Below are 24,148 nucleotides of genomic sequence, written 5' to 3' on the forward strand. Positions count from 1 at the left end.
TGTACCAACTCGTTGAGAACAGACTTCAAAACGGAGGTGGGCGATGAAAGCGTATGGTGCGGAGTTCTTTGGGACATTCTGGCTGGTCCTCGGCGGCTGCGGCAGTGCGGTGATCTCGGCGGCTTTCCCCAATGTCGGCATCGGATTGCTCGGCGTTGCTTTGGCCTTTGGCCTCACGGTATTGACCATGGCGTTCGCGATCGGCCATATTTCCGGCTGCCACCTCAACCCGGCCGTGTCCATCGGCTTGTGTGTCGGTGGCCGGTTTCCGGCGCAAAAGCTCGTGCCGTATATCCTGGCCCAGGTTCTTGGCGGAATTGCCGCCGGCGGAGTCCTGTATCTCATTGCGAGCGGGAAGCCGGGCTTCGATCTGGCGGCCGGATTCGCTTCCAACGGCTATGGCCCGCACTCGCCGGGCGGCTATTCCCTGAACGCGGCCATCGTGACGGAAGTCGTGATGACCATGATGTTTCTGATCGTCATCCTGGGCTCGACGCACAAGAACGCGCCGGCGGGGTTCGCGCCGATCGCCATCGGCCTTTGCCTCACGCTCATCCATCTGATCAGCATTCCCGTCACCAACACCTCCGTCAACCCTGCCCGCAGCACAGGCGTTGCGGTCTATGTCGGTGGCTGGGCCATCCAACAGCTTTGGCTCTTCTGGATCGCGCCCATTACCGGCGCTCTCCTGGGGGCGCTCGTTTTTCGTGGGATCGGTCCGAATCGAAGCGAGAGCTGAGCCATCTCGGTCAAGGCGGGGCGGGCGGCGGCCGGCGCCGCCCGCAGGGGCTGTCCGCGGCCCCGAAAACCTCGCGCCAGCGGAAAATCCCGCCGCTTCCCTTCGGCCAGGACCTTTCCATTGCCTGCACGGATCGGCAAAAAGAATCCCCTATGTTGACATCAATCGTCTGAAATCCTATTGACCCCCTTTGCATAACAAATAGGCAAATAGGAGTTTGACATGATCGATAAAGAAATTTGGGCGGAAGCTTTGAATCTGGCGAAAGACCAGTTGCGACACGGCAAGGTCCATTTCAGCGAACTGGAAGTGGTGACCAAAAGCATCTACGAAAAGCTTTGTTCGCTGCGGTGCGGGCCTGCCCTCGATATCGAACCCGAGGCGCTCAAACAGGTCGACGCTTCCCAGAAGCACGAAAAAACCAGGAAGGGCGTCAAGTGCGCCATCTGCGGGGCGGAATTCAAAAGTCTCGGCAAAAGGCATCTGGCTTCCCATGGGTTGACCCGTGAAGAGTACATGGCGAAGTTCGATGTTTCCAAGAAGGACATGTCGGTCAAAAGCGCCAGAAAAACCACCACGGGCCAGGATAATCCGCTGAATCAGATGTACCAGATCATGAAGGAGTTCGATATCAAGCGGGGAGAGGTGAAGAGCTTCGTCATCGAGAAGGGATTCGACGGTTTGAAGGGGCTGGCCGCTGCCGCCAAGGAAAAAAATGTCGGGATTGTCGAACTCCTGAAAGAGGCCGAGGCCCGGGACGCCAAGGGCAATACGAAGAAATAGTTCGGCCTGGAAAAAAGCCCGCGCCTTTCATGATATTGGTTGGCGTGGGCTTTGCCTTTCCCCTCGCGTTTGCCGCGTCCAAAGGCGCGGCCTTTCCCTTGGAACACGGTGGTCCGCGCCAAGAAGCATCCCTAAAACGGGCATCGGGTTCGCCAACGCCTTTCACCGGTTCGGATCGGACGTCGGCCGCAACGGTCGGGGGTAGTTCGCACCTCATGCGTTGCCTTCGAAAGTCCGCCGCAGCGGCCGGCCCTGCCAAGACCTGGCGCCCGAGCTGCGCTTTCCTTTCGCGGCCGGCTTATCGGAAATTCCCGCCACCGGTGAGGCGTGCCTCCCGGCCAGGGAGGCGTCGATCCTTTCCCTCCTGAGTCCCCCCCCCGACGGGACTGGAGCATTTTGACCCAAAAATAAACCGGAGTGTTGCATTAGTTCTCTTTTCTGTAACCGATTGAAATGTTAAGATTAGCATAATAAACCTTCCCTGTTCCCGCCTCTTTTGGACGGAGTGCGGTCACGGCGGGCCTGGCTTGCATCCCCGTCGCGCCGTCACGATGCTATAATTATCTATAATTATAGCATTTTTATTTTTGGAGCATAACTTGCTATTTCTAACCTAACTGAAAAATCCTTTCGACCCCGCCGCCGGCGCCAGGATTCGGAGACCGGGCAGAGGTCGTCCGCGTCACGACGACGGGGGCACGGGCGGAGTGGCGAAAGACCGAGGCAGGCACGAGGAAAACTGGGAAATTGTCTGATGTAAGGTCGGTATGGCCGTCTTTTATCAACATCATGGAGGCTTCGATGGCAAAGTTTATCCGGATCGATATGGCTTCAAAGGCTGTCAAGATTGAGGAATGTCCCGAAAAGTATGCCGGTTTGGCCGGTCGGGGATTGACATCCAATTTTGTGGCCGACGAAGTGAAACCGACCTGTCATCCTCTGGGCAAGTACAACAAATTGATTTTCGCCCCCGGCTATCTGACGGGCACCAGTGCGGCCAACTCCGGCCGGCTTTCCTGCGGCGCCAAAAGCCCGCTGACCGGCGGCATCAAGGAAAGCAACACCGGTGGCACCTTCGGGCAGAAGATGTCGAAGATGGACATCAAGGCCCTGGTGTTCGAGGGCATTCCGGAGGACGACAAGTATTACGTCGTGAAGGTGACGATGAACGAGGTCACCATCGACGAAGCGCCCGCCGAGACCATCGGCATGGGCAACTACGAGGCCATCAAGGTCCTGCAAGCAAAATACGGGCCAAAGGTCGGCGTGGCCATCATCGGAACAGCTGGCGAAATGCGGCTCACGGCGGCCAATATCTCCTTTGCCGATCCGCAGTGCAACATCCGTAGCGCCGGCCGCGGCGGCCTGGGCGCCGTCATGGGTTCGAAAAAGATCAAGGCGGTCGTCATCGACGAGACCGGCGCTCCCGGAGTCACGATTTCCAATCCGGAAGCGTTCAAGAGCGCCTCGAAGCGTTTCACCAACGCCCTGACCACCCACCCGGTCACCGGCCAGGGCCTGCCCAAGTACGGCACCAACGTCCTGGTCAACATCCTCAATGAAGCCGGCGGCCTTCCCACGAAAAACTTCCGCTGCGGCCGCAACGACTGGGCCAACAACATCGGCGGCGAGACCATGGCCGCCACCATCGAGGCCCGTGGCGGCAAGACGACCCACGGTTGCCACGCCGGCTGCATCATCCGTTGTTCCCAGCATTACAATGACAAGGAAGGGAAGTACCTGACCAGCGGCTTCGAGTATGAAACCGTTTGGGCCCTTGGCGCCAACGCGATGATTAACGACCTCGACGTGATCGCCTACGCCGACCGCGAGTTCGACGATGTGGGCGTGGATTCCATCGAGACCGCCGTTGCCGTGGGCGTGGCCATGGAAGGCGGGGCCATTCCCTGGGGCGATGGCAAGGCCGCGCTTGATCTTATCATGGAGATCCGCAAAGGAACGCCCCTTGGCCGCATTCTCGGCAGCGGCGCCGGCGCGGTCGGCCAGATGTACGGCCTGACCCGGGTTCCGGTGGTCAAGAACCAGGCGATTCCGGCCTACGATCCCCGCGCGGTCAAGGGCGTCGGCCTGACCTACGCCACGACCCCCATGGGCGCGGACCATACCGCCGGTTATGCGGTCGCCACCAACATCCTGAAGGTCGGCGGGTTCGTGGATCCGCTCGGCAAGGAAGGCCAGGTGGAACTGTCCCGCAACCTGCAGATCGCCACCGCCGCGGTCGACAGCACGGGCATGTGCCTGTTTATCGCCTTCGCCATCCTGGACATCGCCGATGGCTTCAACGCCCTGGTGGAGATGATCAACGCCCGCTACAACCTCTCGCTGACCGGCGACGATGTCGTCGCCCTCGGCAAGAGCATCCTGAAGGCTGAGCGTGGATTCAACCAGCGGGCAGGCTTCACCAATGCCGATGACCGGCTGCCGGAGTTCTTTGAGGAAGAGTGCGCGCCGCACAACGTGACCTGGAATTTCACGGATGAAGAAATCGACGAGGTGTTCAACTTCTAGGCCTGTTTGTTGCGAGAAACCGCGAACGCCTTGGACCAAGGCGTTCGCAGCTCGGTGACCATGAAGGCGAACGGCGGACTGTCGTTCGCCTTCATGCACAATAAGGGTTCACAACATCCGGCCAGGGAGAAAAAAGCCGCTTTCGCGGCCCGCGGTGGGATCTGTCCCCCCCGGCTCCCGGCAGATCTTTTTGGTCCTTCCGACTTTTCCGTGGGTAGGTGACCGGATATGGTCCGCCCCGGGAGGGTGACCATGAAGGACACGGACCTGTATTCTCGGATTCTGGGGCTGAGTGACCCGTGGTTTGTTGCCGACGTCGAGTTGGACACGGCGGGAGGCCGGGTGGACGTCCATGTTGATCATGTTGCCGGTGTCCGCTGGCGCTGTCCGACCTGTGGTCGCGAACTGGCTTGTCGGGATCATGCCGAGCCTCGGGTATGGCGTCACCTCGACACCTGCCAGTTCAAGACCTTCCTTCATGCCCGGATTCCGCGCGTCGAGTGCCCCGAGCACGGCGTGCTTCAGGTGAGAGTGCCTTGGGCCGAGGCTAAAGGGCGTTTTACCTTGCTCATGGAGCGCTTGATCATCGATGTGTTGCGCGAGTGCGCCACCGTGTCCGGCACCTGCCGGCTCATGCGGATCAGCTGGGATGAGGCCTGGAACGTCATGGATCGAGCCGTCCGGCGAGGGCAAACCAGGAAGAAGACCACCCCCGCACGCTATCTTGGTATCGATGAGAAGGCCTTCCGCAAAGGTCACGACTACATGACCGTGGTCTGCGACCTGCTTGGCGGAACAGTGGAGTTTGTGGCCCAGGATCGCAAGACCGAGAGCCTCGAGGACTATTACCGGCAGTTCACGGCGCAGCAACTCGAGCGCATCCGGGCCGTGGCCATGGACATGTGGGAACCGTACTTCAAGGCCACGATCAAGCACGTGCCCGATGCGGCGCACAAGATCGTCCATGACCGCTTTCACATCATGCAGCACGTGGGCCAGGCCGTGGACAAGGTCCGCCGGCAGGAACATCGCGAACTGCTCCGCCAGGAAGACGAACGCCTCAAGGGCACCAAGTACATCTGGCTTTACCGGGAAGAGAATCTGCCGGACAAGCACCGACCGACCTTGGAAGCCCTGAAGGCCACGAACCTGAAGGTGGCCAAGGCCTGGGCGATGAAAGAAAGCCTGGCCGGATTGTGGAACTACCTCAGCGTCGGCTGGGCAAAGCGGTTCATGAAACGCTGGCTGACCTGGGTGAGGAAGTCAGACTTGCCCCCGATGCGCAAGGTCGGGGAGATGCTCTCTCGGCATCTGGACAACATCCTGACCTTTTGCCGGCATCGGATCACCAACGGCGCGGCCGAGGGACTCAACAGCAAGATCATGGCCATCAAGCGCAGGGCGTGCGGGTACCGCAATCGGGAGCACTTCAAGACCGCTATCTACTTCTTCTGCGGCGGCCTGGACCTCTATCCTAGACAGGCCTGAACCCGGGTACCCACGGAAAATCCGGAAGGACCTCTTTTTTTTGCCCCGCCTTTACGGTATGTATTCGAAAGGAGGAATCGCACATGTCTTCGGTGATCCACCTTCGCGCTTTCATGGACCTGGCTGATACGTTTCGGAAAAAAAACTGGAGCAATCCAAAGGAAGTCGAGGTTCAAGGAGAAATAACCGGGCTGGAACTCCTGGCCCTGCTCGGCCTGCCGGAAGAAATGGTCGAAGTCATTTTTGTCAACGGCAAGGCTTTCACGCCCCCCCTGGCGGTATTGACCGGCGGCGACAGGGTTGCCTTGGCCCCGCCGGGGGTGCCCGGTCCGTATCGTGTGCTCTTGGGGTTCAAGAAAATGGAAGGATAGCCCCTCCCTTGCCGACCGGCTGCCACGGGACGCCTGGGAAGCGCCGGACCAGGCGTTTCCCACCGGCCGGCGCGTTTCCGCACCAGGCCGGTTCGCCGGCCGCCGGCGCGTTGATCCGGCGAAGTGGCGAAAAGCCCCGGTTTCCCTGCAGGCCGGCTCCTTTGCCCGGCTGCGCGGGGCATCCTTGACTTTGAGCAAAGAGCACTGACAGTCTTTTCCGGACGGACCATTGCGGCGGACGTGCCGCGCGGCCCTCAAGGAGAAAAGACCATGGCGAACGGTTGGGCTGGTGACGGAGCGGTGCAGGATCAGATTGCCCACTCCATTGAAGACGAAGTTTCACGGGTCCGGAATTTGCTCCCGAAAGGCGAAGGGTTGCCGGACTGTGAGGCATGCGGCGCAGCGATCCCCCTGGCCAGGCGAAGGGCCCTTCCCGGAGTGCGTCTCTGTGTCGCCTGCCAGGAGGAGCGGGAGCGGGGCCAGGGCGCGATGCGTCCTTACAACCGGAGAGGCAACAAGGACAGCCAGCTGCGCTGATTCCTTCCTCGGCGATGCGCCGGCATGATCCTGCAAGGCCGGGGGAAGGCGACCCTCCGGCCGTGTGCCGGAGGGCCTGGCCTGGACGGGAGGTGTGGTTTTGCCCGCGAAAGGTTGTGCGCCGTCGGGACAGGGCATGGGAGGGCCTATTTGAATCGTGTCTTGTCGAAGAGCCCGCGGAGGTTCAGTTCCCTGTTTTTGTATTGGTCGAAGTCAAAGTCCCGGGGAAGGTGTCGATGGGACGAACCGAGGCCTTTGCCGAAAAGGAGCGGCAAGCATCCGCAAGCAAGAAGTGTCAACAGCCACCAGTCGTCGATCATAACGTCCCGTTCGGTTTGCCCGCCTGGGCAAGTCCTTGGCGGAAGGCCTCCGCCAGTTCTTTCAGGCCGGGATCGGGGCCATGTATTTCCAGCCCCAGGCAAAGATGGTTGCGGGCCAGGCTTCGGCCGAAGCTTTCGAACATGGGGCCGGCATCGGGTGAGATGACCCCGGGGAGTCCCGGCCAGAAGTCGATGTGGTCCACGCCCTCGCACAGGGCGTGGATCAGACAGTCTCCCAGGTTGCGGACGCAGGCGTCGCCGAGGGGGCCGTGCAGCCGGATCGCCAGGCGGTTGCCGGTTCGCGTGGCATAGAGGAGCCCCCCGTCCTCCGGTGAGAGGTACACCTCCCGCCGGTGGTTCCCGTCGGATGGCCCCAGGCGGATGTGCCAGCGCAGGGCGCCCAGGCGCGAGATGGCGGCCACCGGCAACCCTGCCCCCGGGCCGGCCGCAGCCCGCCGTGGCGGACGCCCCGGGGGCCCGGCGGGTCGGGAGCGTGCCGGATGGGCCGGGGGCGACCCCGAAAGTGTGTCGGCAAACCTTGTCCTGTCCATGCGTGTACCCTCGATCGTGAACCCCACTGTAGTGCGCCGCCGGAATTTTGAAATCGGGCATTGTCCTGTTCGTACCCGGGAATTTCTCCCGGTTTTTCGGGACAGGTTCCCGGAAAATGCCGTGGTCTTCCTATCGACCGACAGGAGGTTTCGCATGCTAAGAAACCGCCTTCGATCTCCAATTCCCTTGGCCGGCCGGCGGCCGAGGACACGCGACCCTTCGAGGAACGACCATGCAATACGGACAAAAGACCAATGATGTGCTGGGGACGGCCAACCGGGGAACCCCGGTGGAATCGGGACTGTGCAACCTGTGCCGGGTGGACTGCGCCGGCCGGTGCGAGACGTGGCTTTCGAGCCTGGTCGGCCGGGACATGCTCTACCCCCGGGAATTCGGCAAGACCACCGCCGGCGCGGCCAATGCCTGTCCGGCCGGCATTTCCTATGACACCCTGCGCATCCAGGGCCGCCTGTACGGCGCCAAGGGCCTGTCCGCCGCCCTGTCCGGGGATGCGGACGACTGCCTGTTCCACAACGTCGGGCTGGAAACCGCCTTCGGAAACACCCGGAAAACCAAGATCCGGCTTCCGCTCATGACCGGCGCCCTGGGCTCGACCTTTGTCGCGGCCCACTACTGGGAGAGCTTCGCCGTGGGCTGCGCCCTGGCCGGCATTCCCATTGTCGTGGGGGAGAATGTGGTCGGCATCGACCGGCTGGCCGTTCTGGAAAACGGACGCGTGGTGCGCGCCCCGGAACTGGATCGCCGCATCGAGATCTACAGGCGGTACCAGGACGATTACGGCGCCATGATCGTGCAGCTCAATGTCGAGGACGCCCGAAACGGCGTGGCCGAGTATGTCATCGACAAGTATGGCCCGGACGTGGTCATCGAACTCAAATGGGGGCAGGGCGCCAAGAACATCGGCGGCGAGATCAAGGTCAAAGACATCGATTACGCGCTCTTTCTCAAGAAGCGCGGCTATCTCGTGGATCCCGATCCCGAGCGGCCCGATGTCGTCCGGGCTTACGCAAAGGGGGCCATCCGGGAGTTTGCCCGCCACAGCCGGCTGGGCTATACGGAAGCGACCCACGAAGGGCAGGTCCGGGAGGCTTTCATGGAAAAGGTCTCGTACCTGCGCGGGTTGGGCTTTGAGCGCATTTCGCTCAAGACCGGGGCCTATGGCATGGAGGCTTTGGCCATGGCCATCCGCTATGCGTCGGAGGCGGGCCTGGACCTGCTGACCATCGACGGCGCCGGCGGCGGCACGGGCATGAGCCCCTGGAACATGATGGAGACCTGGGGCGTACCGTCCCTGCCGCTCCACGCCAAGGCCCGCGAGTACGCGGCCGCGCTGGCCGCCTCGGGACGGCGGGTGGTGGACATTTCCCTGGCCGGCGGGTTCGCCCGGGAAGACCATGTCTTCAAGGCCCTGGCCCTCGGCGCCCCTTTTGCCAAGCTCGTGTGCATGGGAAGGGCCATCATGATCCCGGGATTTCTCGGCTCCAATATCGAGGGGGCCCTGTATCCCGACCGCCGCGCCCGGGTGCACGGCCATTGGGAGAGCCTGCCCAAGTCCGTGGCGGCCCTGGGTGCCGGGCCCGAACAGTTCTTTGCCGCCTGGCACGGCCTGCGCAGCCGTCTCGGAGAGGAGGAGATGGGCCGGATTCCCCTGGGCGCCGTGGCCACCTGCACGCTCCTCGACAAACTCGGCGCCGGGCTGCAGCAACTGCTCGCCGGGGCGCGCAAATTCTCGGTCCGGGCCATTGCCCGCGAGGATATCGTCGCGGCGAACCGGGAGACGGAACGGGAAACCGGCATCCCCTACGTGACGGACGCGGAGGATGCCGTGGCCAGGCGCATCCTGCTCTCCTGACCGGACGCGCGGGCGACGCCGGGATGCCAACAGTGCCGCCGGGCCGGCCGCGATGCCGGTCCGGCCGGCGGATCGCCGGCCACGGAACCGGCTGCGGAAGGGCGCATGGACAAGACAGTCGCATCACGAGGCACGGGCCAGGCCGGGCCCCGGACGGAAGGCACACCGGAGGCCGGGCCGGCAGCGGAGCACGCGGCCATCCTGGGAGCCCTGCGGGAGCGGATCAAGGAACTGGACTGCCTCTACGAGATCACGCGGCTCTCCCAGCGCCATGACCTGGCCCTCGACGACATCCTGTCGGGCGTTTGCGGCATCGTGGCCCGGGCCTGGCAGTATCCGGAAATCGCCTGCGTCAAGCTGACCGTGGGCGGCCGGGGATTCGCCACCAATGCCGCCCGCCGGCCGGTTGCCAAGCAGTCGGGCCGGATCCGGGTGCACGGGGAAGTCGTCGGCCGCCTGGAGGTGGGCTATCAAAGCAAGTGCCCGGCCTGCGACGAAGGGCCGTTTCTGCGCGAGGAACGGCATCTGCTCAATGCCGTTGCCGACCATCTCGGCCGGATCATCGAGGCGCGGGAAAACGAGGAGCGGTTGCGCCAGCTCTCCCGGGAACTGATCAAGGCCCAGGAAAACGAACGGCAGCGCATCGCCCGGGAACTGCACGACGACGTGGGCCAGGCCCTGTCGGTCACCCGCCTCAATCTCGACAGGCTGCTGCCGCTTTTGGACGCTTCCGATCCGGACGAGGCCCAGCCGGCCAGGGAAACGGTTCTGGAGTGTTCGACCCGCCTCGGCGCGGCCATCATGTCCCTCCGGGACCTGGCCTATACCCTGCTGCCGCCGGCCCTCGGCCAGCTCGGGCTGGCCGAAACGGCCTTTCGCCTCTGCGAAGAGCAGTCCGCCCGGCATGGCCTTCCCATCCACTTCTTTGCCGACGGCATGGAGGCCCTCCGCTTGCCCTTCGAAACGAGCATCAACCTGTATCGCGTGCTGCAGGAGGGCTTGGCCAATGCCTGCCGGCACGGCCGCTGCTCGGCCATCACGGTGCGCCTGCTCGCCTCCCACCCGCACTGCCTGCTCCGGATCGCCGACGACGGCCAGGGCTTCGATCCGGAGGTCCGGCTTCCCCAGGCCTTGTCCGAAAAGCGCATGGGGCTTTGGAGCATGCGGGAACGTGTCCGGCTGCTCGGGGGGCGCCTGACGCTGCGCGCCCGCCCCGGCAAGGGGGTGCGGATCACGGTGGAAGTCCCGGTGGAAGGGCAGGGCCCATGCCAGGCCTTGTAAAAGTCCTCCTGGTCGACGACCATCCGCTCTTTCGCGAAGGGCTGCGGTCCATCCTGTCCGGGCTGGCGGCCTACGGCGTGGTCGGCGAGGCCGGCTCGGCCAGGGAGGCCATGGAGCTGGCCCGGTCCCGGACCCCGGATGTCGTGGTCCTGGACATCGGCCTGCCCGACGCCAACGGCATCGAAGTCATCCGCCAATTGCGAACCCTGGCCGTTTGTCCCCGGATTCTCGTCGTCAGCATGCACACCCGCCTGGACCTGGTGGCGGAAAGCCTGCGCGCGGGGGCCCTCGGCTATGTCCTCAAGGATTCCGCCGCCGCCAACCTGCTGCACGGGTTGGAGGCCGTCTCCCGGGGCGACCGCTACCTGGACGGTTCCATCGTGCCCCAGCTGCTCCTCAAACTCGATGAATACGCCGTCCGCCGCTCGCGTCCGGCCGATCCCGCCTACGACACCCTGACCCGGCGCGAGCAGCAGATCCTGCGCCTGCTCGCCGAAGGGCGCAGCGCCGGGGCCATTGCCGCGGATCTCTACATCTCCCGCAAGACCGTCGAAAACCACCGCGCCAATATCTTCGGCAAGCTCGGGTTAACCAGCATGGCGGAGCTCGTGCATTACGCCGTCCGCCTGGGCCTGATCGAACTGGACGGCGACGGCCTGTAGAAAGGGTCCGCCGTCATAAAGGGCACGATCGCAGGGCGCTTTCGACAGGGACCGGCGTTTTCCCGGCAAAAGATCGGCAAGAGGCCAGGGCTGGGTGGGCGGCATGGCCAAGGGACAAGTCCCACCCGCAACGCCCCCGCTCAAAAAAGGTTGAAGGCCAGGGCCGCCACGAGGGTCGGCAGCAGGCCCGCCAAAAACAGGGGCAGCGGCTTGACGCTTTTCGTGTCGAACGCGTCGCGCAGGATGGAGATGCCGGCCGGATTGGGCGCATTGGCGATGATGGTGAGCCCGCCGCCGGTCACGGCCCCGGCCACCAGGGCGTACTTGAAGGCCTCGCTCATGCCGTCCACCAGGGACCCCATGTAGGTGAGGGCGGCGTTGTCCGTAAACGACGTGAGAATGGTGGCGCCGAGAAACACCTGCTGGTGCGTCATGCCGCGCAACAGTTCCTGCAACCACCACTGCTGCTTGCCGCCAAGCACCACAAGCCCGCTGAGGAAAAAGGCCACCATCAGGCCCTGGCGCAGCAACAGGGGCTCCTGGTGCCGGGCGTAGGCGTGGCTCACGCCGAGGAAGAACAGGAACAGCCCCATGAAGATGATCGGATGGTGGGAAAAAACCACCACACCGGCCAAAAACAGCACGTGGATCACGATCAGGGGGAACGGGACCCGCTTTTCGTCGGATTTGTAGACCGGCCGGCCGGTCGTGGCGAACTGTCGGCGGAAGAGCAGGGTGGCGGCCAGGGCGTTGACCAGGCAGGCCACCGCCGCCTTCCAGCCAAAGGTCGTGGCCATGAAGGCCAGGTCCCAGTGCCACTTGCCGGCCACCATGATCACGGGCGGCGCGGCGAACGGCGTCAGCGTGCCGCCGATGGACACGTTGACCAGGAGCACCGCCAGGGTGACATACTGCATCAGGGGGGGCAGGCCCCTGTTGTAGAACCGGTCCCGGAGGATCAATGCGCCGAGCGTCATGGTCGCCGGCTCGGTGATGAAGGAACCCATGAGGGGGACCACCACCAGCACCGTCAGATAAAAACCCATGTCGCGCGGCAGGGGCAGCAGGGTCGAGACGACAAATATGGCCTTCTTGGCCAGTTGCAGGATGGGACGCGTCCCGGCCATGACCATGATGGCGAACACGAACATCGGCTCGGTGAAGTTGCACGAGTCGATATAGGCGACGGCGGCCTCCCGGCCTTCGACGGCAAAGAGGAGGAGCATCAAGACGAAGGCCCAGAAGCCGAAGACCACTTCGACTTCGCTCAAAAGGTTCCACACCCCGGCATGGCCTGGGCGGGCCAGGGCCAGCCGCGAGAACAGCGGCGCCGTGAAGGTGTGGAGGATGGCCAGGGTAAAGAGGCTCGCTGCAACGATTTGCATCGCCGAAGGCGTCATGGATCTCTCCTTGTGGGGCGGAACACGGCTGCGTTGTCCGGGGAAGGCCTGGGGGCGATTTCGCCAGGGGCGGACGATCTGCCCCGCGGGACGGCCGTCGTCGCCGAGGACGGGCAGGCAGGATTGCGCATGCCGCGCTCGACCAGGCGCGTCGCGGCCGCCGGAAAAGGGTCATCAAGGCGTGGGGTCAGGACTTGAAAGTGGGCTACTTTTGCCGGAATTGTCAAGAACGAGGCTTCTCCCCGCCGGCCGGGGACCGGCGGTTGCGGCCGTCGAAGGCTGGCGGGCGTCGGACGTGGTCGCGGGTGTTCGCCCGGAAGCGGCCGCTGCCGGGCGGCGCGGCAGTGGCGGGTCTGCGGCCGCATGGCCAATGGGGTTGACTATTTTCATTTTTTCGCTGAATTTGCTGATGGTTGGTGATGGGCGCCAGAGGCTCCCGCCTGGGGCAACTGCGCAGGAATCCAGGTTTTTCATGGGCTCTTCGAGCGCCAGAAAGTGTGGCGTGCGCGTCGGGATGCGCCTCCTCTCCGCTCCGCCTGGACGGGCCTGGGGAGTGGGCTTACAGGGACACTTCCCTTGGAAAAGTACTGTTTCAAAATATGAAAAACGTGAAAGCCCTCGTTGCCGACGATTCCTCAGCCATGCTGCATGTCCTCAAAAGGATCCTGCACAAGATCGGCATCGAGGAAGTCCTGACCGCCGCCAACGGCGAAAAGGCCTGGGAACTGCTGGAAAGCGGAGCGGCGATCGATCTGGTGTTCGCGGATTTGAAAATGCCCAGGATTTCCGGGATAGCGCTCCTTGACCGGGTACGGGCTTCGGCGAAATGGGGGGCCCTGCCGGTTGTCATCATCAGCAGCGAGGCTGAAACCGCAACGATACTCGAAGCCGGCAAACATGGCGCAACCGCCTATGTCGTGAAGCCTTTTTCGGTCGAAAAGATAACCGGCGTCGTCAAAAAGATCCTGCAACCGGAAGACGCCTGAGCCTTGTCCGCTGGCAAGAAAGCGCCATCGATCCGACACGGGCGACAATCCGTCCCCTCTGCTGGTCCCGGGGACGGGACACGAAGCCCTGCCGCCTGTCCGCCGGGCGCGGCATTTTCGCCGAGGCGGCCTGCTCATTCCTGCGGCAGGGGCTGTGCCCTGCCTTCCTCTTCCTCCTCCCGCACGAGTTCCCGCAATCGGGTCTCGACGACGGCAATCTGGTCCTTGAGAAGCAGCAGGTCCCGGTGAATGTCGCTTTCGCCGCAGGCAATTTTCTTTTCAAGCCGTTGGGTAAGGAAACTGAGGCGATCCGCGCCGATCTGCAGGGAAATCCCCTTGAGGGAATGGATGTGCAGGGACAGGTCCCTGGGCTCCGGGTGGTGCGTCAGATAGAGGACATCGAACCGTTCCCCATTGAACTTTTCCAGGAACCCCCGGCAGAGATCGAGATACAATTCCTTGTCCGCCCCCAGTTTCCTGAGAGCGGATTCCACGTTCAAAACGGCCAGGCTCCGGAGAAGCGAAGCCGGATCGGCGTCTTGGCGGGCGGAGTCGTCCGCCGGACCGTCGGGACAGGCCGGCATCGCGGTGCGACCAAGCGACAGCAGCTTTGCGAAAATGACGTCCGGGTCCAGCGGCTTGGTGATGAAGTCGTTCATGCCTTGCTGCAGGCATTGCTCTCGGATCGTATCCAGGGAATAGGCCGTCATGGCCACGATATGGGTGTCCTGGTTCAGCGGGGTGGCCTTGCCGCTGCGGATGATGCGCGTCACCTCCAGTCCGTTGATCTCCGGCATCTCGATGTCGAGGAAAACGATGTCAAAGACGGCTGTTTTCAGGAGATCGAGCGCTTGCCTTCCGCCCAGGGCCAGGACCGGCTCCTGGTTCAGGAGCGAAAAGACCCGCTTGGCCACACCCAGATTCAATTCGTTGTCGTCCACCACCAGAATGGTCAGCCGGTCCAGGGGCGTGTAGGGGAAAAATCCTGCCGCTCCGCGGGCCGGGACCCGGTTTGCGTCTCCCCGCTGCAGCTGCAACGTGAAGGTAAAGGTGCTGCCCTGGCCGGGCCGGCTTGAAACGGCGATGGTGCCGCCCATGAGCGCAATCAACTGGTTGCAGATGGACAGGCCAAGACCGGTGCCGCCGAATTTGCGGCTGGTGGAATTGTCGGACTGGACGAAGGGCTGGAAGATGCGCTGGAGCGCTTCCGCAGCGATGCCGATGCCGGTGTCCTTGATGGAAATCGTGATCGCATAGGCATCGAGCGATTCCTGCCAGGCCACCGAGGCGACAATGCCCACCGTGCCGGTCTGCGTGAACTTCAGCGCGTTGTTGGCCAGGTTGAACAGCACCTGGCGAATGCGCGACGGGTCCCCCCTGACGACGATATCCGCATCGCCTTCATAGGCGACGTGAAGATCGAGCTTTTTCTGGTTGGCCAGCGGCTGCAGGATCCTGATCGTGGATTCGATCAACTGCTTGAGGGCAAAGTCGATGTGCTCGAAGACAAGTTGTCCGGCCTCGATCTTCGACAGGTCAAGCAGGTCATTGACAATGGTCAACAGATGGTTGGACGATTCCTTGATGATGGACAGGCATTCCCGCTGGTCATCGTTCAAAGACGTGCTCAGAAGATAATCGTTCATCCCCTTTATGGAGTTCAACGGCGTCCGGATCTCGTGGGTCACCTTGGCCAGGAAGTCGGTCTTTGTCTTGTTGGCCTCCTCGGCAAGATCCTTGGCCAGTTTCAATTCCTTCTGATACTGCTCGTTTTCGAGGATTTTCTGTTGCAGGTCATTCGTTCTTTCGAATATAATGGTTTCCAGGTTCGTCCTGTAGTTGTCGATCTCCCGGATATAGGCGTTGATGTCCTGGGCCAGGGTATTGATTTCGTCGTCGCCCGAAACAAGGATCCGTGGCGGCGAACTGCTGGCATTGGAGCCGCTATTGATCTGGGTGATCTGCTTTTTGATGCTGATGATCCGGCGCAAGATCCTTCTTTCCACAAGAAAAAGAATGGATCCGATGAGAATGGCGCCGCCGATGGCGAGCAGAATCGAAGAATGCAGGGTGACCGCCGCTCCGCGGTGCACGATATCCTTGTCTCCAAAAACCATGAGCCGCAGCGAGGCCTCGCCTGTGATGTCCTGGAAGGCCATCACGCCAATCAGGCTGTTTTCGTCGATGTCATAGATATCGATGGCGGCATTGCCGGCTTCGGGAGAGATGGTCCGGATATACGCACGCATTGTATCGGGAAGCGGGTCCGTTTTCCTCTCCAGATCGAATTTCAGGCGTACCCTTTCCGAGACCTTCTCCAAGGTCGCCGCCGTGATCTGGCGTCCCATGATCAAGGTGCCCTGCTTGGGGCCTTTCGCTTCGCTGTCCAGGATGGGACAACTGGCTATGATGAGCAGCTGCTGCGGCAAATTGGCAATGCCATGGATCCGGGTTTCCTGAGTGGCGCCGCCGAGGATCGAGGTCTTGTCGAAGATGAGTTGCTTTACTGGCTGCGGGACACCGTCGACATAGTTTTCTTCGCCGGATTCGCTGCGGGACCAGACGATCCGCCCCCTGTTGTCCACGAACATGATGAACGAGAGATGCAGCGAATCCAGGGTTCGATCGTTCAGGTTCGATTTGGTGTAGTTTTTCATTTTTCCCTGCATGAACAGGGCGCTGTCATCCCAGATGGCCCAGTCCAGGATCAGCTCGTCGAGCTTGTGGATCTCCTCGTCGAGGGCATTGCTCATCCGGACGACGTCGTTGGCCAGACTGTTGTTTTCAAAATTCGTAAATGTTTTCTTCAGCAAATAGCTATTGATGGCGATATAGAGGGCAAAAAATAAAACGGTCCCGAGGCAGAGGCCGAGCAGTGTGAATTTACGGATAGAAATACGAATCATTCTTTGGCCTTGCGTCGATCTGTACCTGTTGGCTGTCCGGGGTTGCGCAAAAAAATTGCGGCGTGCCTGGTTCGATGTTGTTGCGATCCAGACGTGGTGGGCATCGGAAACGCAGGAGGGTGTTTTTGAATGGTTCCTTTCTCGTGAATGTTTGCAGTTGGGAAGGATCCATCCTGAAGCATTCACGTGAAAATAGCGGCATCAATGGAAAAGGGCAAGCCGAAGTATGGAGATTTGGCTCAAACGGCAGATTTCGCAGGAGAAAAGTGCTGTGGTACAGAGGGGGGAGGGCTTTTGCGCCCTGGCTCCCGGGGGCGACCTCGGCTATGGATCCTCGATGCAGAAAACGGAAAGAGCGGGGCCGCGCGGGCTGGTGATCGGCGGCACGCGCAGCGGCTGCGGCAAGACGTCGGTGGCCCTGGGGCTCATGCGGGCGCTCTCCCGGCGCGGGCTGGCCGTGCAGGCCATGAAGGCCGGGCCGGATTTCATCGATCCCGGCCACCACGCCCTGGCCACCGGCCGGCCGGGCCACAACCTGGACGACTGGATGTGCGGGGCGAAAGGCATGCGCGCGGTCTTTGAACGCTATGCGGCCGGGGCGGACGTGGTGGTGGTCGAGGGGGTGATGGGCCTTTTCGACGGCTTCTCGGCCACGGACGAGGCCGGAAGCACGGCCCGGCTGGCCAAGCTGCTCGGCCTGCCGGTGCTGCTGGTGGCCGACGCGGCCTCCATGGCCCGGTCGGCGGCGGCGCTCGTCGGCGGCTACCTCGCCTTTGATCCCGATCTCCCCTTTTGCGGCGTTGTCCTCAACAACGCCGGCAGCGAGTCCCACGCGGCCCTCCTCCGCGAAGCCCTGGCCGCCGCCCTGCCGGCCACCCGCCTGTGGGGCGTGCTGCCGCGCCGGCCCGAACTCGCCACCCCCTCCCGCCACCTCGGCCTCCTGACAGCCGAGGACGACATCGACGCCCTAACCCGTCTCGACCGCCTGGCCGACTGGCTCGAAGCCGCCCTGGACCTCCCCGCCCTCCTGGACACACTCCCCCCATTTCCCCCTGTCGGGGGGTCCGGGGGGGATGATCCCCCCCGGCGGGTCCAGGGCGGCGCCCTGGCGGGGTCTGGGGCAGCGCCCCAGCCGCCGGAGGCATCTTATTCTCCCCGCATCGGCGTCGCCCGGGACCGGGCGTTCTGCTTCTATTACGCCGAGAACCTGCGCCTGCTGGAGGCGGCCGGGGCCGGGCTGGTGCCGTTTTCGCCGCTGGCGGAGGGGAGCTTGCCCGAGGGGTTGGACGGGCTGTACCTGGGCGGCGGCTATCCCGAGCTCCATGCCGGGCGGCTGGCCGAAAACGCGGCCATGCGGCGGGCGGTGCGGGATTTCTGCTTGTCCGGCCGGCCGGTCCTGGCCGAGTGCGGCGGGTTCATGTACCTGATGGAGTCGGTGGCGGACGGGGAGGGCCGGGAACATCCCATGGCCGGGGTCTTTCCGCTCCGGGCGGCCATGGGCGAGCGGTTTGCGGCCCTGGGCTACCGCGAGGTGACGACCCGGGAGGCGACGCTGCTCGGACCGGCCGGCACGGTGGTCCGGGGCCATGAATTCCACTATTCGCGGCTGGTCGGCGGGAGCGGGGCGGTGCCGGCCGTCTACGCCATGACCGGGCGCAAGGGCGTGATCGACGTGGCGGAAGGTTTTTTGGCCGGCCGGACGCTTGGCAGCTACGTGCATCTCCATTTCGGCAGCAATCCCGAAGCGGCCCGGCAGTTTGTCGCCGCCTGCCGGGAGCGCGCCGGGGAGGAGGCATGAAACGCGACGGGCCGCTGCGCGAGGGATTCACCACCGGCACGGCCGCCTCCGGCGCGGCCAAGGCGGCGGCACTGCTTCTTTTGACCGGCCGGGCCCCAGCTGCGGTGGACGTGCCGCTTCCCGGCGGCGGGCGGATGACGCTTGCCGTGGCCGTGGCCGAGCTTCGGGACGGGGCGGCCTTTGCCGGGGTCGTCAAGGACGGCGGCGACGACCCGGACGTGACCCACGGGGCGCTGATCGGCTGTCTGGTGTCGCGGCTGGCCGCAGCCGGGCCCGGGGAAGTCCTGGTCGCAGGCGGGGAGGGGGTCGGCCGGGTGACGTTGCCGGGCCTGCCGGTTGCGGTCGGGCAGGCGGCCATCAATCCCGCGCCCCGGGCGCAGATCGCGGCGGCCGTGGCCGAGGCGGCCCAGGCGGCCGGCTACGCGGGCGGGCTTGCGGCCGTGGTATCGGTCGCCGGCGGCGAGGCCATGGCCCGAAAGACGCTCAATCCGCGCCTGGGCATTGTCGGCGGCATCTCGATCCTCGGCGTGTCCGGCATCGTGCGGCCGTTCAGCCATCAAGCCTGGGAGGCGTCCATTGCCGAGGCCCTGGACGTGGCCCGGGCCCTCGGGCATCCGGTGGCCGGCTTTTCCACGGGGAGGCGCAGCGAGGCCCTCCTGCGCCGGGCCAGGCCCGATCTGCCGGAAACGGCCTGCGTCCAGGCGGCGGACTGCTTCGCCTTTGCCCAGGCCGAAGCGGCCCGGCGGGGGTTCGAGGAGATCGTGTGGGCGGTCTTTGTGGGCAAGCTGGTCAAAATGGCCCAGGGCCTTGCCAACACCCACGCCCGCCGGGGCGACACCGATTTTTCGGCGCTCTCCGGCTGGTGCGCTGCCGCCGGCTGGCCCGGGCCCCTGGCCCGGCAGGCGGGTCAGGCCAACACCGCCCGCCACGCCTTCGATATGGCCCCCACGCCCCGGGACAAGACGGCCTTGGCCGAGGTGCTGGCCAAAGAGGCCCTTTCCCACATGCGCCGGTTTGCCGGCCAGGGACCGCGCCTGACGCTCCTGGTCTTCGATTTCGACGGCGGGCGCCTCGCCGAGGCATGATTCTAGGCCGAGAAGGAGCCGAATTCGCCTTGCGCGTCGTGGCGGACGATCTCCAGGTTGTCCGCCAGCCAGGCGTACAGGGACCGCAGGACCCAGGGGATGGGCAGGATGAGGACCATGCCGACCAGCCAGACAAGGCTGCGCCAGAGCAGGCCCCAGCCCGTGCCGGCAAAGGCCACCGCGTAACCCTCGCCCCGAACGTGGCGACAAAACCACCTGACCATGGCCACGGCCACGAAGGGCCAGCCGATGATCGTGAAATACGACAGGGTGAGCGCCGCCGCCCAGGCCAGATAGGCCGGATAACGGCCGGTGAAACGCGGCGCGCCGCCCGGTTCGAGTCGGATATGCTCGATGATCCACCGGTACAGCGGCAGTTTGAGCGCCGCGATGAGCGGCAAAAGAGCCAGGGCCAGGACCATCTGCAGGCCCGTGGCCCTGCCGCCGTGGGACGCGACCGCCGCGGCCGCCCCCGGCAGGAGGGCCAGGAAGACAAGCGCCGTGAAAAGCGGCCAGACCCGCCCGGGACGCCCCTCGAACACGGCCCGGGTGCCGTCGGCAAAGACGAGCCTGCCCGTCCACCAGGCGATAAAGGCGCCCACGCCCCAGGCCGCCGGCACGAGGAGAAGGGAAAGGAGCCCGACCAGCGCCGTATAGCCCAGGGACGCGGCCGCCCCGCCCGAAAAAGTGATTGTGACCCGTCGTTCTTCCATGTGGCCTCCTGCTGCCGGGATTTTATTTCGTGGCCCAGGGGCATAAAAAGGGCAAGCACCTTTTGACCCCGGGCCGCGCCCCGCGTACAGGGGGGCATGCCGTTCGCCGAGGATGTGTCGTGACTGAAAACCCCGTTGCCGTGGTGGGGCTTGGCCTGGGCCCGCCGTGTCTGGGACCCGAGGCGGCCGCCGCCGTGGCCCGGGCCGATGTCCTGGTCGGCGGCGCGCGCCAGCTGGCCGCCTTTCCGGACCACCCCGGCCGGCGCATCCCCATCGCCGGGCCGCTTGCCGCCCTTTGCGACGCCATCGAGGAGGCCATGGCCGGGGGGCTGGCCGTGGCCGTCCTGGCCGACGGGGACCCGCTTTTCTTCGGCATCGGCCGCACACTCCTGTGCCGGTTCGGCCTGGCCCGGCTGGTCTTTTTCCCGAACGTCACGGCCGTCGGCGTGGCCGCCTCCCGGCTGGGCCTGCCCTGGCAGGACCTGCCGGCCGTGTCGCTCCACGGCCGAAACGACATGACGCCCCTTTACGCGGCCCTGGTCCGCCGCGGCCTGGCCGCGGTCTACACCGACGCCGTCAACACCCCGGCCGCAGTGGCGGCCCGGCTCCTCGAACGCGGCGGTGACGCCTTTGCCATGACCGTGCTCGAAGACCTGAACCTGCCCGGCGAGCGCTTGTGGCGGCTGACCCTGCCCGAGGCCACGACCCTCGACTTTTCCCCCTTGAGCCTGCTCGTGGTCGAACGGACCCGGCCGGCGGAAGTGCCGCTCACCCTCGGCATGGCCGACGACGCGCTCATGCGCCTGGACCGGGTCTTCACCAAGATTCCGGTCCGGGCCGTGTCCCTGGCTGGCCTAGCCCCGCGTCCGGGCGACGTGGTCTGGGACATCGGGGCCGGGGCCGGGTCCGTGGCCCTCGAAGCGTCGCTCCTGTGTCCGGGCGGGCCGGTTTTTGCCGTGGAGCGCGACCCGGGCCGCCATGCCCTGCTCGTGGAAAACATCCGTTTGACCGGGGCGCTCACCGTCACGGCCGTGCGCGGCGAGGCCCCGGACGCCGTGGCCGACCTGCCCGATCCGGACCGGATCTTCGTCGGCGGCGGCCTGTCCGGCCGGCCGGACCTGCTGCCGGCCCTGTGCCGGCGGCTGCGGCCCGGCGGCCGGCTGGTGGTCAACTGCGTCCTCTTCGGCTCCCTGACCACGGCCTTGACGATCCTTCGCGACCACGGCCTGTCGTCGAGCCTGACCCAGATGCAGGCCAACACCGCCTCGCTCCTTGGCGGCGACCTCCGCCTGGCCGCCGAAAACCCGGTCTTCATCCTGGCCGCCGCCAAGGAGCCCGCCCGTGCCTGACCAGCGGGCCGCAAACGCGGCCACGCCCCGCGTCCACTTCATCGGGGCCGGCCCGGGCGACCCGGAGCTTTTGACCGTCAAGGCCGCCCGGATCATCGGGCGGGCCGACCTGGTGCTCTACGCCGGGTCGCTGGTGTCCCCGGGTATCGTGGCCCTGGCCCGGCCGGATGCCCGGGTGGTCGATTCCGCCCCCCTGACCCTGGGCCAGACCCACGCGCTGCTGGTTGCGACCGTCAGGGCCGGCGGCGAGGCGGCCCGGGTCCACACCGGCGACCCGGCCCTCTATGGCGCCGTGGCCGAGCAGGCCCGGCTCCTCGAGGCCGACGGCATTCCCTACGCCGTGGTCCCGGGCGTGACTGCGGCCTCGGCCGCCGCCGCCGCCTTCGGCCTGTCCTTTACCGTGCCCGAGGCGACCCAGACGTTGATCCTGACGCGCCTGGCCGGCCGCACCCCGGTGCCGGCCGGCGAGGCCCTGGCCGATCTGGCCCGCCACCAGGCGGCCATGGCCGTGTATCTTTCGGCCGGCGACCCCGAGGGCGTGGCCGAGGCCCTTCTCCAAGGCGGCTATCCCGGGGACACTCCGGTGGCCATCGCCCACCGCCTGGGCTGGCCCGGCGAGGTCCTGCGCCGGGCCACGGTCGGGACCCTGGCCGCCGTCACCCGCCGGGAAGGCCTGGACCGGCAGACGATTTTCCTCGTGCTCCCGGGCCTTGGCCGGGGAGGCGATTCCAAACTCTACGACCCGTCCTTCGGCCACGGCTTCCGCCCGGCCGGGGACGGCACGTAAAGGAGACGCCATGGAAACCTTCGAGGTGCACACCACCCGCCGGGAAGAGCTCGTCCGCGTCACCGGCGCCCTCCAGGAACTCGTGGACGCCAAGGGCTGGCGCGAGGGGGCCCTGGTCGTCTACTGCCCGCACACCACCGCCGCCCTGACCGTCAACGAGGACGCCGATCCCGACGTGGCCGCCGACCTGGTCGCGGCCCTGTCCCGGCTCCTGCCCCGGGAGGCCGGGTACAAGCACGTGGAGGGCAACAGCGACGCCCACGTCAAGACCACCCTCGTCGGCCCCTCCCTGACGCTCATCGTGTCCGGCGGCCGCATCCAGCTCGGCACTTGGCAGGGCGTGTTTCTGTGCGAATGGGACGGCCCGCGAAACCGCAAGATCTGGGCCCAGTGGCTCGGCCAGTAGGCCGGTAGCCGGCCCGGGGCGGCCATCCGCCCCGGGCCCCGCCCGGAGGCCGGCGGCCGCGCCCGGAGACGTCCCGGAAGCGGTCCGGGGCGACCCGAAAGGCCGTGGGGGACAGGCGCCGGGGCAAGCGGGGTCTCGGCCGGCCCGGCCTGCCCCGGAAAATAACGGTTTACACCGCCGGTCGGCCGGGGCATCCTGCGCCCGGAGCGGCCATGATCCCTGATTCCCCGTTATTCCTCTATTATTTCCTGCCTTTGACCCTGGCCCTGTTCTTCCTGTCCCCGGTGCGGGCCCGGGGAGCGGTGCTCCTTGTGGCCAGCCTGGCCTATTTCTTCCTGGCCGACGCGGCCGGCCTGCCCGTGCTGTTGGCCGCCGCCGTCGGCAACTACGGCCTTGGCCGGTGGATCGGCCGGGCGGACGGGGCGGCGCGGACGTGGGCCACGGCCCTTGGCGTCGCGGCCAACATCGGGCTCCTCGCCTTCTACAAGTACGGCGGCCTGGCCGCGCCGCTCGGCATCTCCTTTTTCAGCTTCCAGGCCGTGGCTTACCTGGTCGATGTCAAGCGCCGGGTCCTGCCGGCCGAGGTGAGCCTCCCCCGGCTGACCCTGGCCCTGGCCTTTTTCCCCAAGATCACGGCCGGCCCCATCGCCCGGTTCGGGCCGCTCCTGCCGGCCCTGGTCCGGCCCCGGCCGACCCTTGCGAACTTTCGGGACGGGGCCTGGCGCTTTGCCGTGGGGCTGGCCAAGAAGACGCTTGTGGCCGGGGCCCTGGGGCCGCTGGCCGACGCGGCCTTCACCCGGGGCCCGGGACTCGACACGGGCACGGCCTGGCTGGGGCTGGCCGCCTACTCCGCCCAGATTTATTACGACTTCTCCGGCTACACCGACATGGCCCTCGGGCTTGGCCTTCTTTGCGGCATCCGGCTGCCCGAGAACTTCAACCACCCCTATGTCGCCACCTCGGTGCGGGACTTCTGGCGGCGGTGGCACATTTCGCTCTCTACCTGGTTTCGGGACTACCTCTACATTCCGCTCGGCGGCGGCCGGGTCTCGCCCTGGCGGGTGCGGGCGAACCTGTTGGTCGTCTTCGCCCTGTGCGGGGTGTGGCACGGGGCCACGCTCAATTTCCTGGCCTGGGGCCTGTGGCACGGCCTGTTCCTGGCCGTTGAGCGCACGGCCCTGGGCGGGCGCCTCGACCGGCTGCCGGCGGCGTTTCGCCACGCCTACCTGCTTTTGGCCGTCATGCTCGGTTGGGTCCTTTTCCGGGCCACGGACGCCGCCCTGGCCCTTGGCTATGGGAAGGCCCTTTTCTCCTTTTCCTTTGACGGGTTCACCTACACCCTGGCCACGGAAGTCACCCGGCAGCGGCTGGCCGCCCTGGCCGCGGCCGTCCTTTTCGCCATGCCCCTTGGCGGCCTCTGGAACCGGGCGGCCGCGCTTTTCGGGGATGCGGCCGGGACGGTCACCGGGTGGTGCCGCACGGCCGCCCTGGCCGGCCTGCTGGCCGCCTCGGCCATGGCCCTGGCGGCCGGGGCCTACACGCCCTTCATCTACGCCAGGTTCTGATCGTCATGCCGCGTTTTT

At 65.4% G+C, this 24,148-nt stretch carries 20 protein-coding genes; 16 read left to right on the forward strand and 4 right to left on the reverse strand.

Annotated features, from left to right (window positions below):
* Window positions 1-43: 43 nt before the first annotated feature.
* From aqpZ to DFW101_RS15540, 6 genes are all read left to right on the forward strand, one after another.
* On the forward strand, window positions 44-739 hold the full coding sequence (gene aqpZ, locus DFW101_RS15515) for an aquaporin Z (protein ID WP_009182475.1): 696 nt from the start codon (window positions 44-46) through the stop codon (window positions 737-739).
* Between the two features lie 222 nt (window positions 740-961).
* Window positions 962-1,522, forward strand: a complete 561-nt coding sequence (locus DFW101_RS15520) for a MucR family transcriptional regulator (protein ID WP_009182476.1) — start codon at window positions 962-964, stop codon at window positions 1,520-1,522.
* An 801-nt stretch (window positions 1,523-2,323) separates the two neighbouring features.
* The gene (locus DFW101_RS15525) at window positions 2,324-4,051 is read left to right on the forward strand and encodes an aldehyde ferredoxin oxidoreductase C-terminal domain-containing protein (RefSeq protein WP_009182477.1); all 1,728 of its coding nucleotides are present in this window, start codon (window positions 2,324-2,326) and stop codon (window positions 4,049-4,051) included.
* A 252-nt stretch (window positions 4,052-4,303) separates the two neighbouring features.
* Window positions 4,304-5,539 carry an ISL3 family transposase gene (locus DFW101_RS15530; protein WP_009179504.1) on the forward strand — a complete coding sequence of 412 codons (1,236 nt, stop codon included), beginning with the start codon at window positions 4,304-4,306 and terminating at the stop codon, window positions 5,537-5,539.
* Window positions 5,540-5,622: 83 nt separating this feature from the next.
* Window positions 5,623-5,910 (forward strand): hypothetical protein, encoded by a 288-nt coding sequence (locus tag DFW101_RS15535; protein WP_009182478.1) that lies wholly within the window; start codon window positions 5,623-5,625, stop codon window positions 5,908-5,910.
* A 270-nt stretch (window positions 5,911-6,180) separates the two neighbouring features.
* The gene (locus DFW101_RS15540; RefSeq protein ID WP_009182479.1) at window positions 6,181-6,447 is read left to right on the forward strand and encodes a DksA/TraR family C4-type zinc finger protein; all 267 of its coding nucleotides are present in this window, start codon (window positions 6,181-6,183) and stop codon (window positions 6,445-6,447) included.
* Between the two features lie 316 nt (window positions 6,448-6,763).
* Here DFW101_RS15540 and DFW101_RS15545 read toward each other — a convergent pair whose 3' ends face one another.
* Window positions 6,764-7,189: a hypothetical protein gene (locus DFW101_RS15545; protein ID WP_009182481.1), complete on the reverse strand. Its 426-nt coding sequence runs from the start codon at window positions 7,187-7,189 to the stop codon at window positions 6,764-6,766.
* 362 nt (window positions 7,190-7,551) lie between these two features.
* Here DFW101_RS15545 and DFW101_RS15550 point away from each other — a divergent pair, with 362 nt between their 5' ends.
* The 3 genes from DFW101_RS15550 to DFW101_RS15560 all read left to right on the forward strand — a co-directional run bounded on the left by DFW101_RS15550 (window position 7,552) and on the right by DFW101_RS15560 (window position 11,135).
* Window positions 7,552-9,192: a glutamate synthase-related protein gene (locus DFW101_RS15550; RefSeq protein WP_009182482.1), complete on the forward strand. Its 1,641-nt coding sequence runs from the start codon at window positions 7,552-7,554 to the stop codon at window positions 9,190-9,192.
* Window positions 9,193-9,297: 105 nt separating this feature from the next.
* On the forward strand, window positions 9,298-10,473 hold the full coding sequence (locus tag DFW101_RS15555; protein WP_009182483.1) for a sensor histidine kinase: 1,176 nt from the start codon (window positions 9,298-9,300) through the stop codon (window positions 10,471-10,473).
* Window positions 10,458-11,135 (forward strand): response regulator, encoded by a 678-nt coding sequence (locus tag DFW101_RS15560; protein WP_009182484.1) that lies wholly within the window; start codon window positions 10,458-10,460, stop codon window positions 11,133-11,135. The genes DFW101_RS15555 and DFW101_RS15560 overlap by 16 nt, the downstream gene beginning before the upstream one ends.
* A 140-nt stretch (window positions 11,136-11,275) precedes the next feature.
* Here DFW101_RS15560 and DFW101_RS15565 read toward each other — a convergent pair whose 3' ends face one another.
* Window positions 11,276-12,535 (reverse strand): putative Na+/H+ antiporter, encoded by a 1,260-nt coding sequence (locus tag DFW101_RS15565; protein WP_009182485.1) that lies wholly within the window; start codon window positions 12,533-12,535, stop codon window positions 11,276-11,278.
* 599 nt (window positions 12,536-13,134) lie between these two features.
* Between DFW101_RS15565 and DFW101_RS15570 the strand changes: the two genes are divergently transcribed.
* The gene (locus DFW101_RS15570; protein ID WP_009182486.1) at window positions 13,135-13,521 is read left to right on the forward strand and encodes a response regulator; all 387 of its coding nucleotides are present in this window, start codon (window positions 13,135-13,137) and stop codon (window positions 13,519-13,521) included.
* A gap of 134 nt (window positions 13,522-13,655) precedes the next feature.
* On the opposite strand, the gene DFW101_RS15575 is transcribed toward DFW101_RS15570, so the two are convergent.
* Window positions 13,656-16,427 carry a CHASE4 domain-containing protein gene (locus DFW101_RS15575; protein WP_009182487.1) on the reverse strand — a complete coding sequence of 924 codons (2,772 nt, stop codon included), beginning with the start codon at window positions 16,425-16,427 and terminating at the stop codon, window positions 13,656-13,658.
* A 337-nt stretch (window positions 16,428-16,764) separates the two neighbouring features.
* On the opposite strand from DFW101_RS15575, the gene DFW101_RS15580 reads away from it, so the two are divergent.
* Both DFW101_RS15580 and cbiD read left to right on the forward strand, forming a co-directional pair.
* Window positions 16,765-18,225, forward strand: coding sequence for a cobyrinic acid a,c-diamide synthase CobB (locus DFW101_RS15580; RefSeq protein ID WP_043642993.1), 1,461 nt, complete (start codon window positions 16,765-16,767; stop codon window positions 18,223-18,225).
* Window positions 18,222-19,310 carry a cobalt-precorrin-5B (C(1))-methyltransferase CbiD gene (gene cbiD, locus DFW101_RS15585; RefSeq protein ID WP_009182489.1) on the forward strand — a complete coding sequence of 363 codons (1,089 nt, stop codon included), beginning with the start codon at window positions 18,222-18,224 and terminating at the stop codon, window positions 19,308-19,310. Before DFW101_RS15580 ends, cbiD begins: the two co-directional genes overlap by 4 nt.
* A gap of 2 nt (window positions 19,311-19,312) precedes the next feature.
* On the opposite strand, the gene DFW101_RS15590 is transcribed toward cbiD, so the two are convergent.
* Entirely contained in the window at window positions 19,313-20,023 is a 711-nt protein-coding gene (locus DFW101_RS15590; RefSeq protein ID WP_009182490.1) for a hypothetical protein, read from the reverse strand.
* A 119-nt stretch (window positions 20,024-20,142) separates the two neighbouring features.
* On the opposite strand from DFW101_RS15590, the gene DFW101_RS15595 reads away from it, so the two are divergent.
* The 4 genes from DFW101_RS15595 (at window position 20,143) to DFW101_RS15610 (ending at window position 24,130) form a co-directional block, all read left to right on the forward strand.
* Window positions 20,143-21,372 (forward strand): bifunctional cobalt-precorrin-7 (C(5))-methyltransferase/cobalt-precorrin-6B (C(15))-methyltransferase, encoded by a 1,230-nt coding sequence (locus DFW101_RS15595; RefSeq protein ID WP_009182491.1) that lies wholly within the window; start codon window positions 20,143-20,145, stop codon window positions 21,370-21,372.
* Window positions 21,365-22,159, forward strand: coding sequence for a precorrin-4 C(11)-methyltransferase (gene cobM, locus DFW101_RS15600; protein ID WP_009182492.1), 795 nt, complete (start codon window positions 21,365-21,367; stop codon window positions 22,157-22,159). The genes DFW101_RS15595 and cobM overlap by 8 nt, the downstream gene beginning before the upstream one ends.
* Window positions 22,160-22,169: 10 nt before the next feature.
* Window positions 22,170-22,565: a secondary thiamine-phosphate synthase enzyme YjbQ gene (locus tag DFW101_RS15605; protein ID WP_009182493.1), complete on the forward strand. Its 396-nt coding sequence runs from the start codon at window positions 22,170-22,172 to the stop codon at window positions 22,563-22,565.
* Window positions 22,566-22,777: 212 nt separating this feature from the next.
* The gene (locus DFW101_RS15610) at window positions 22,778-24,130 is read left to right on the forward strand and encodes an MBOAT family O-acyltransferase (protein WP_009182494.1); all 1,353 of its coding nucleotides are present in this window, start codon (window positions 22,778-22,780) and stop codon (window positions 24,128-24,130) included.
* The last annotated feature ends 18 nt before the right edge of the window (window positions 24,131-24,148 follow it).

It is taken from the genome of Solidesulfovibrio carbinoliphilus subsp. oakridgensis (genome assembly GCF_000177215.2).
GTDB lineage: Bacteria > Desulfobacterota > Desulfovibrionia > Desulfovibrionales > Desulfovibrionaceae > Solidesulfovibrio > Solidesulfovibrio carbinoliphilus.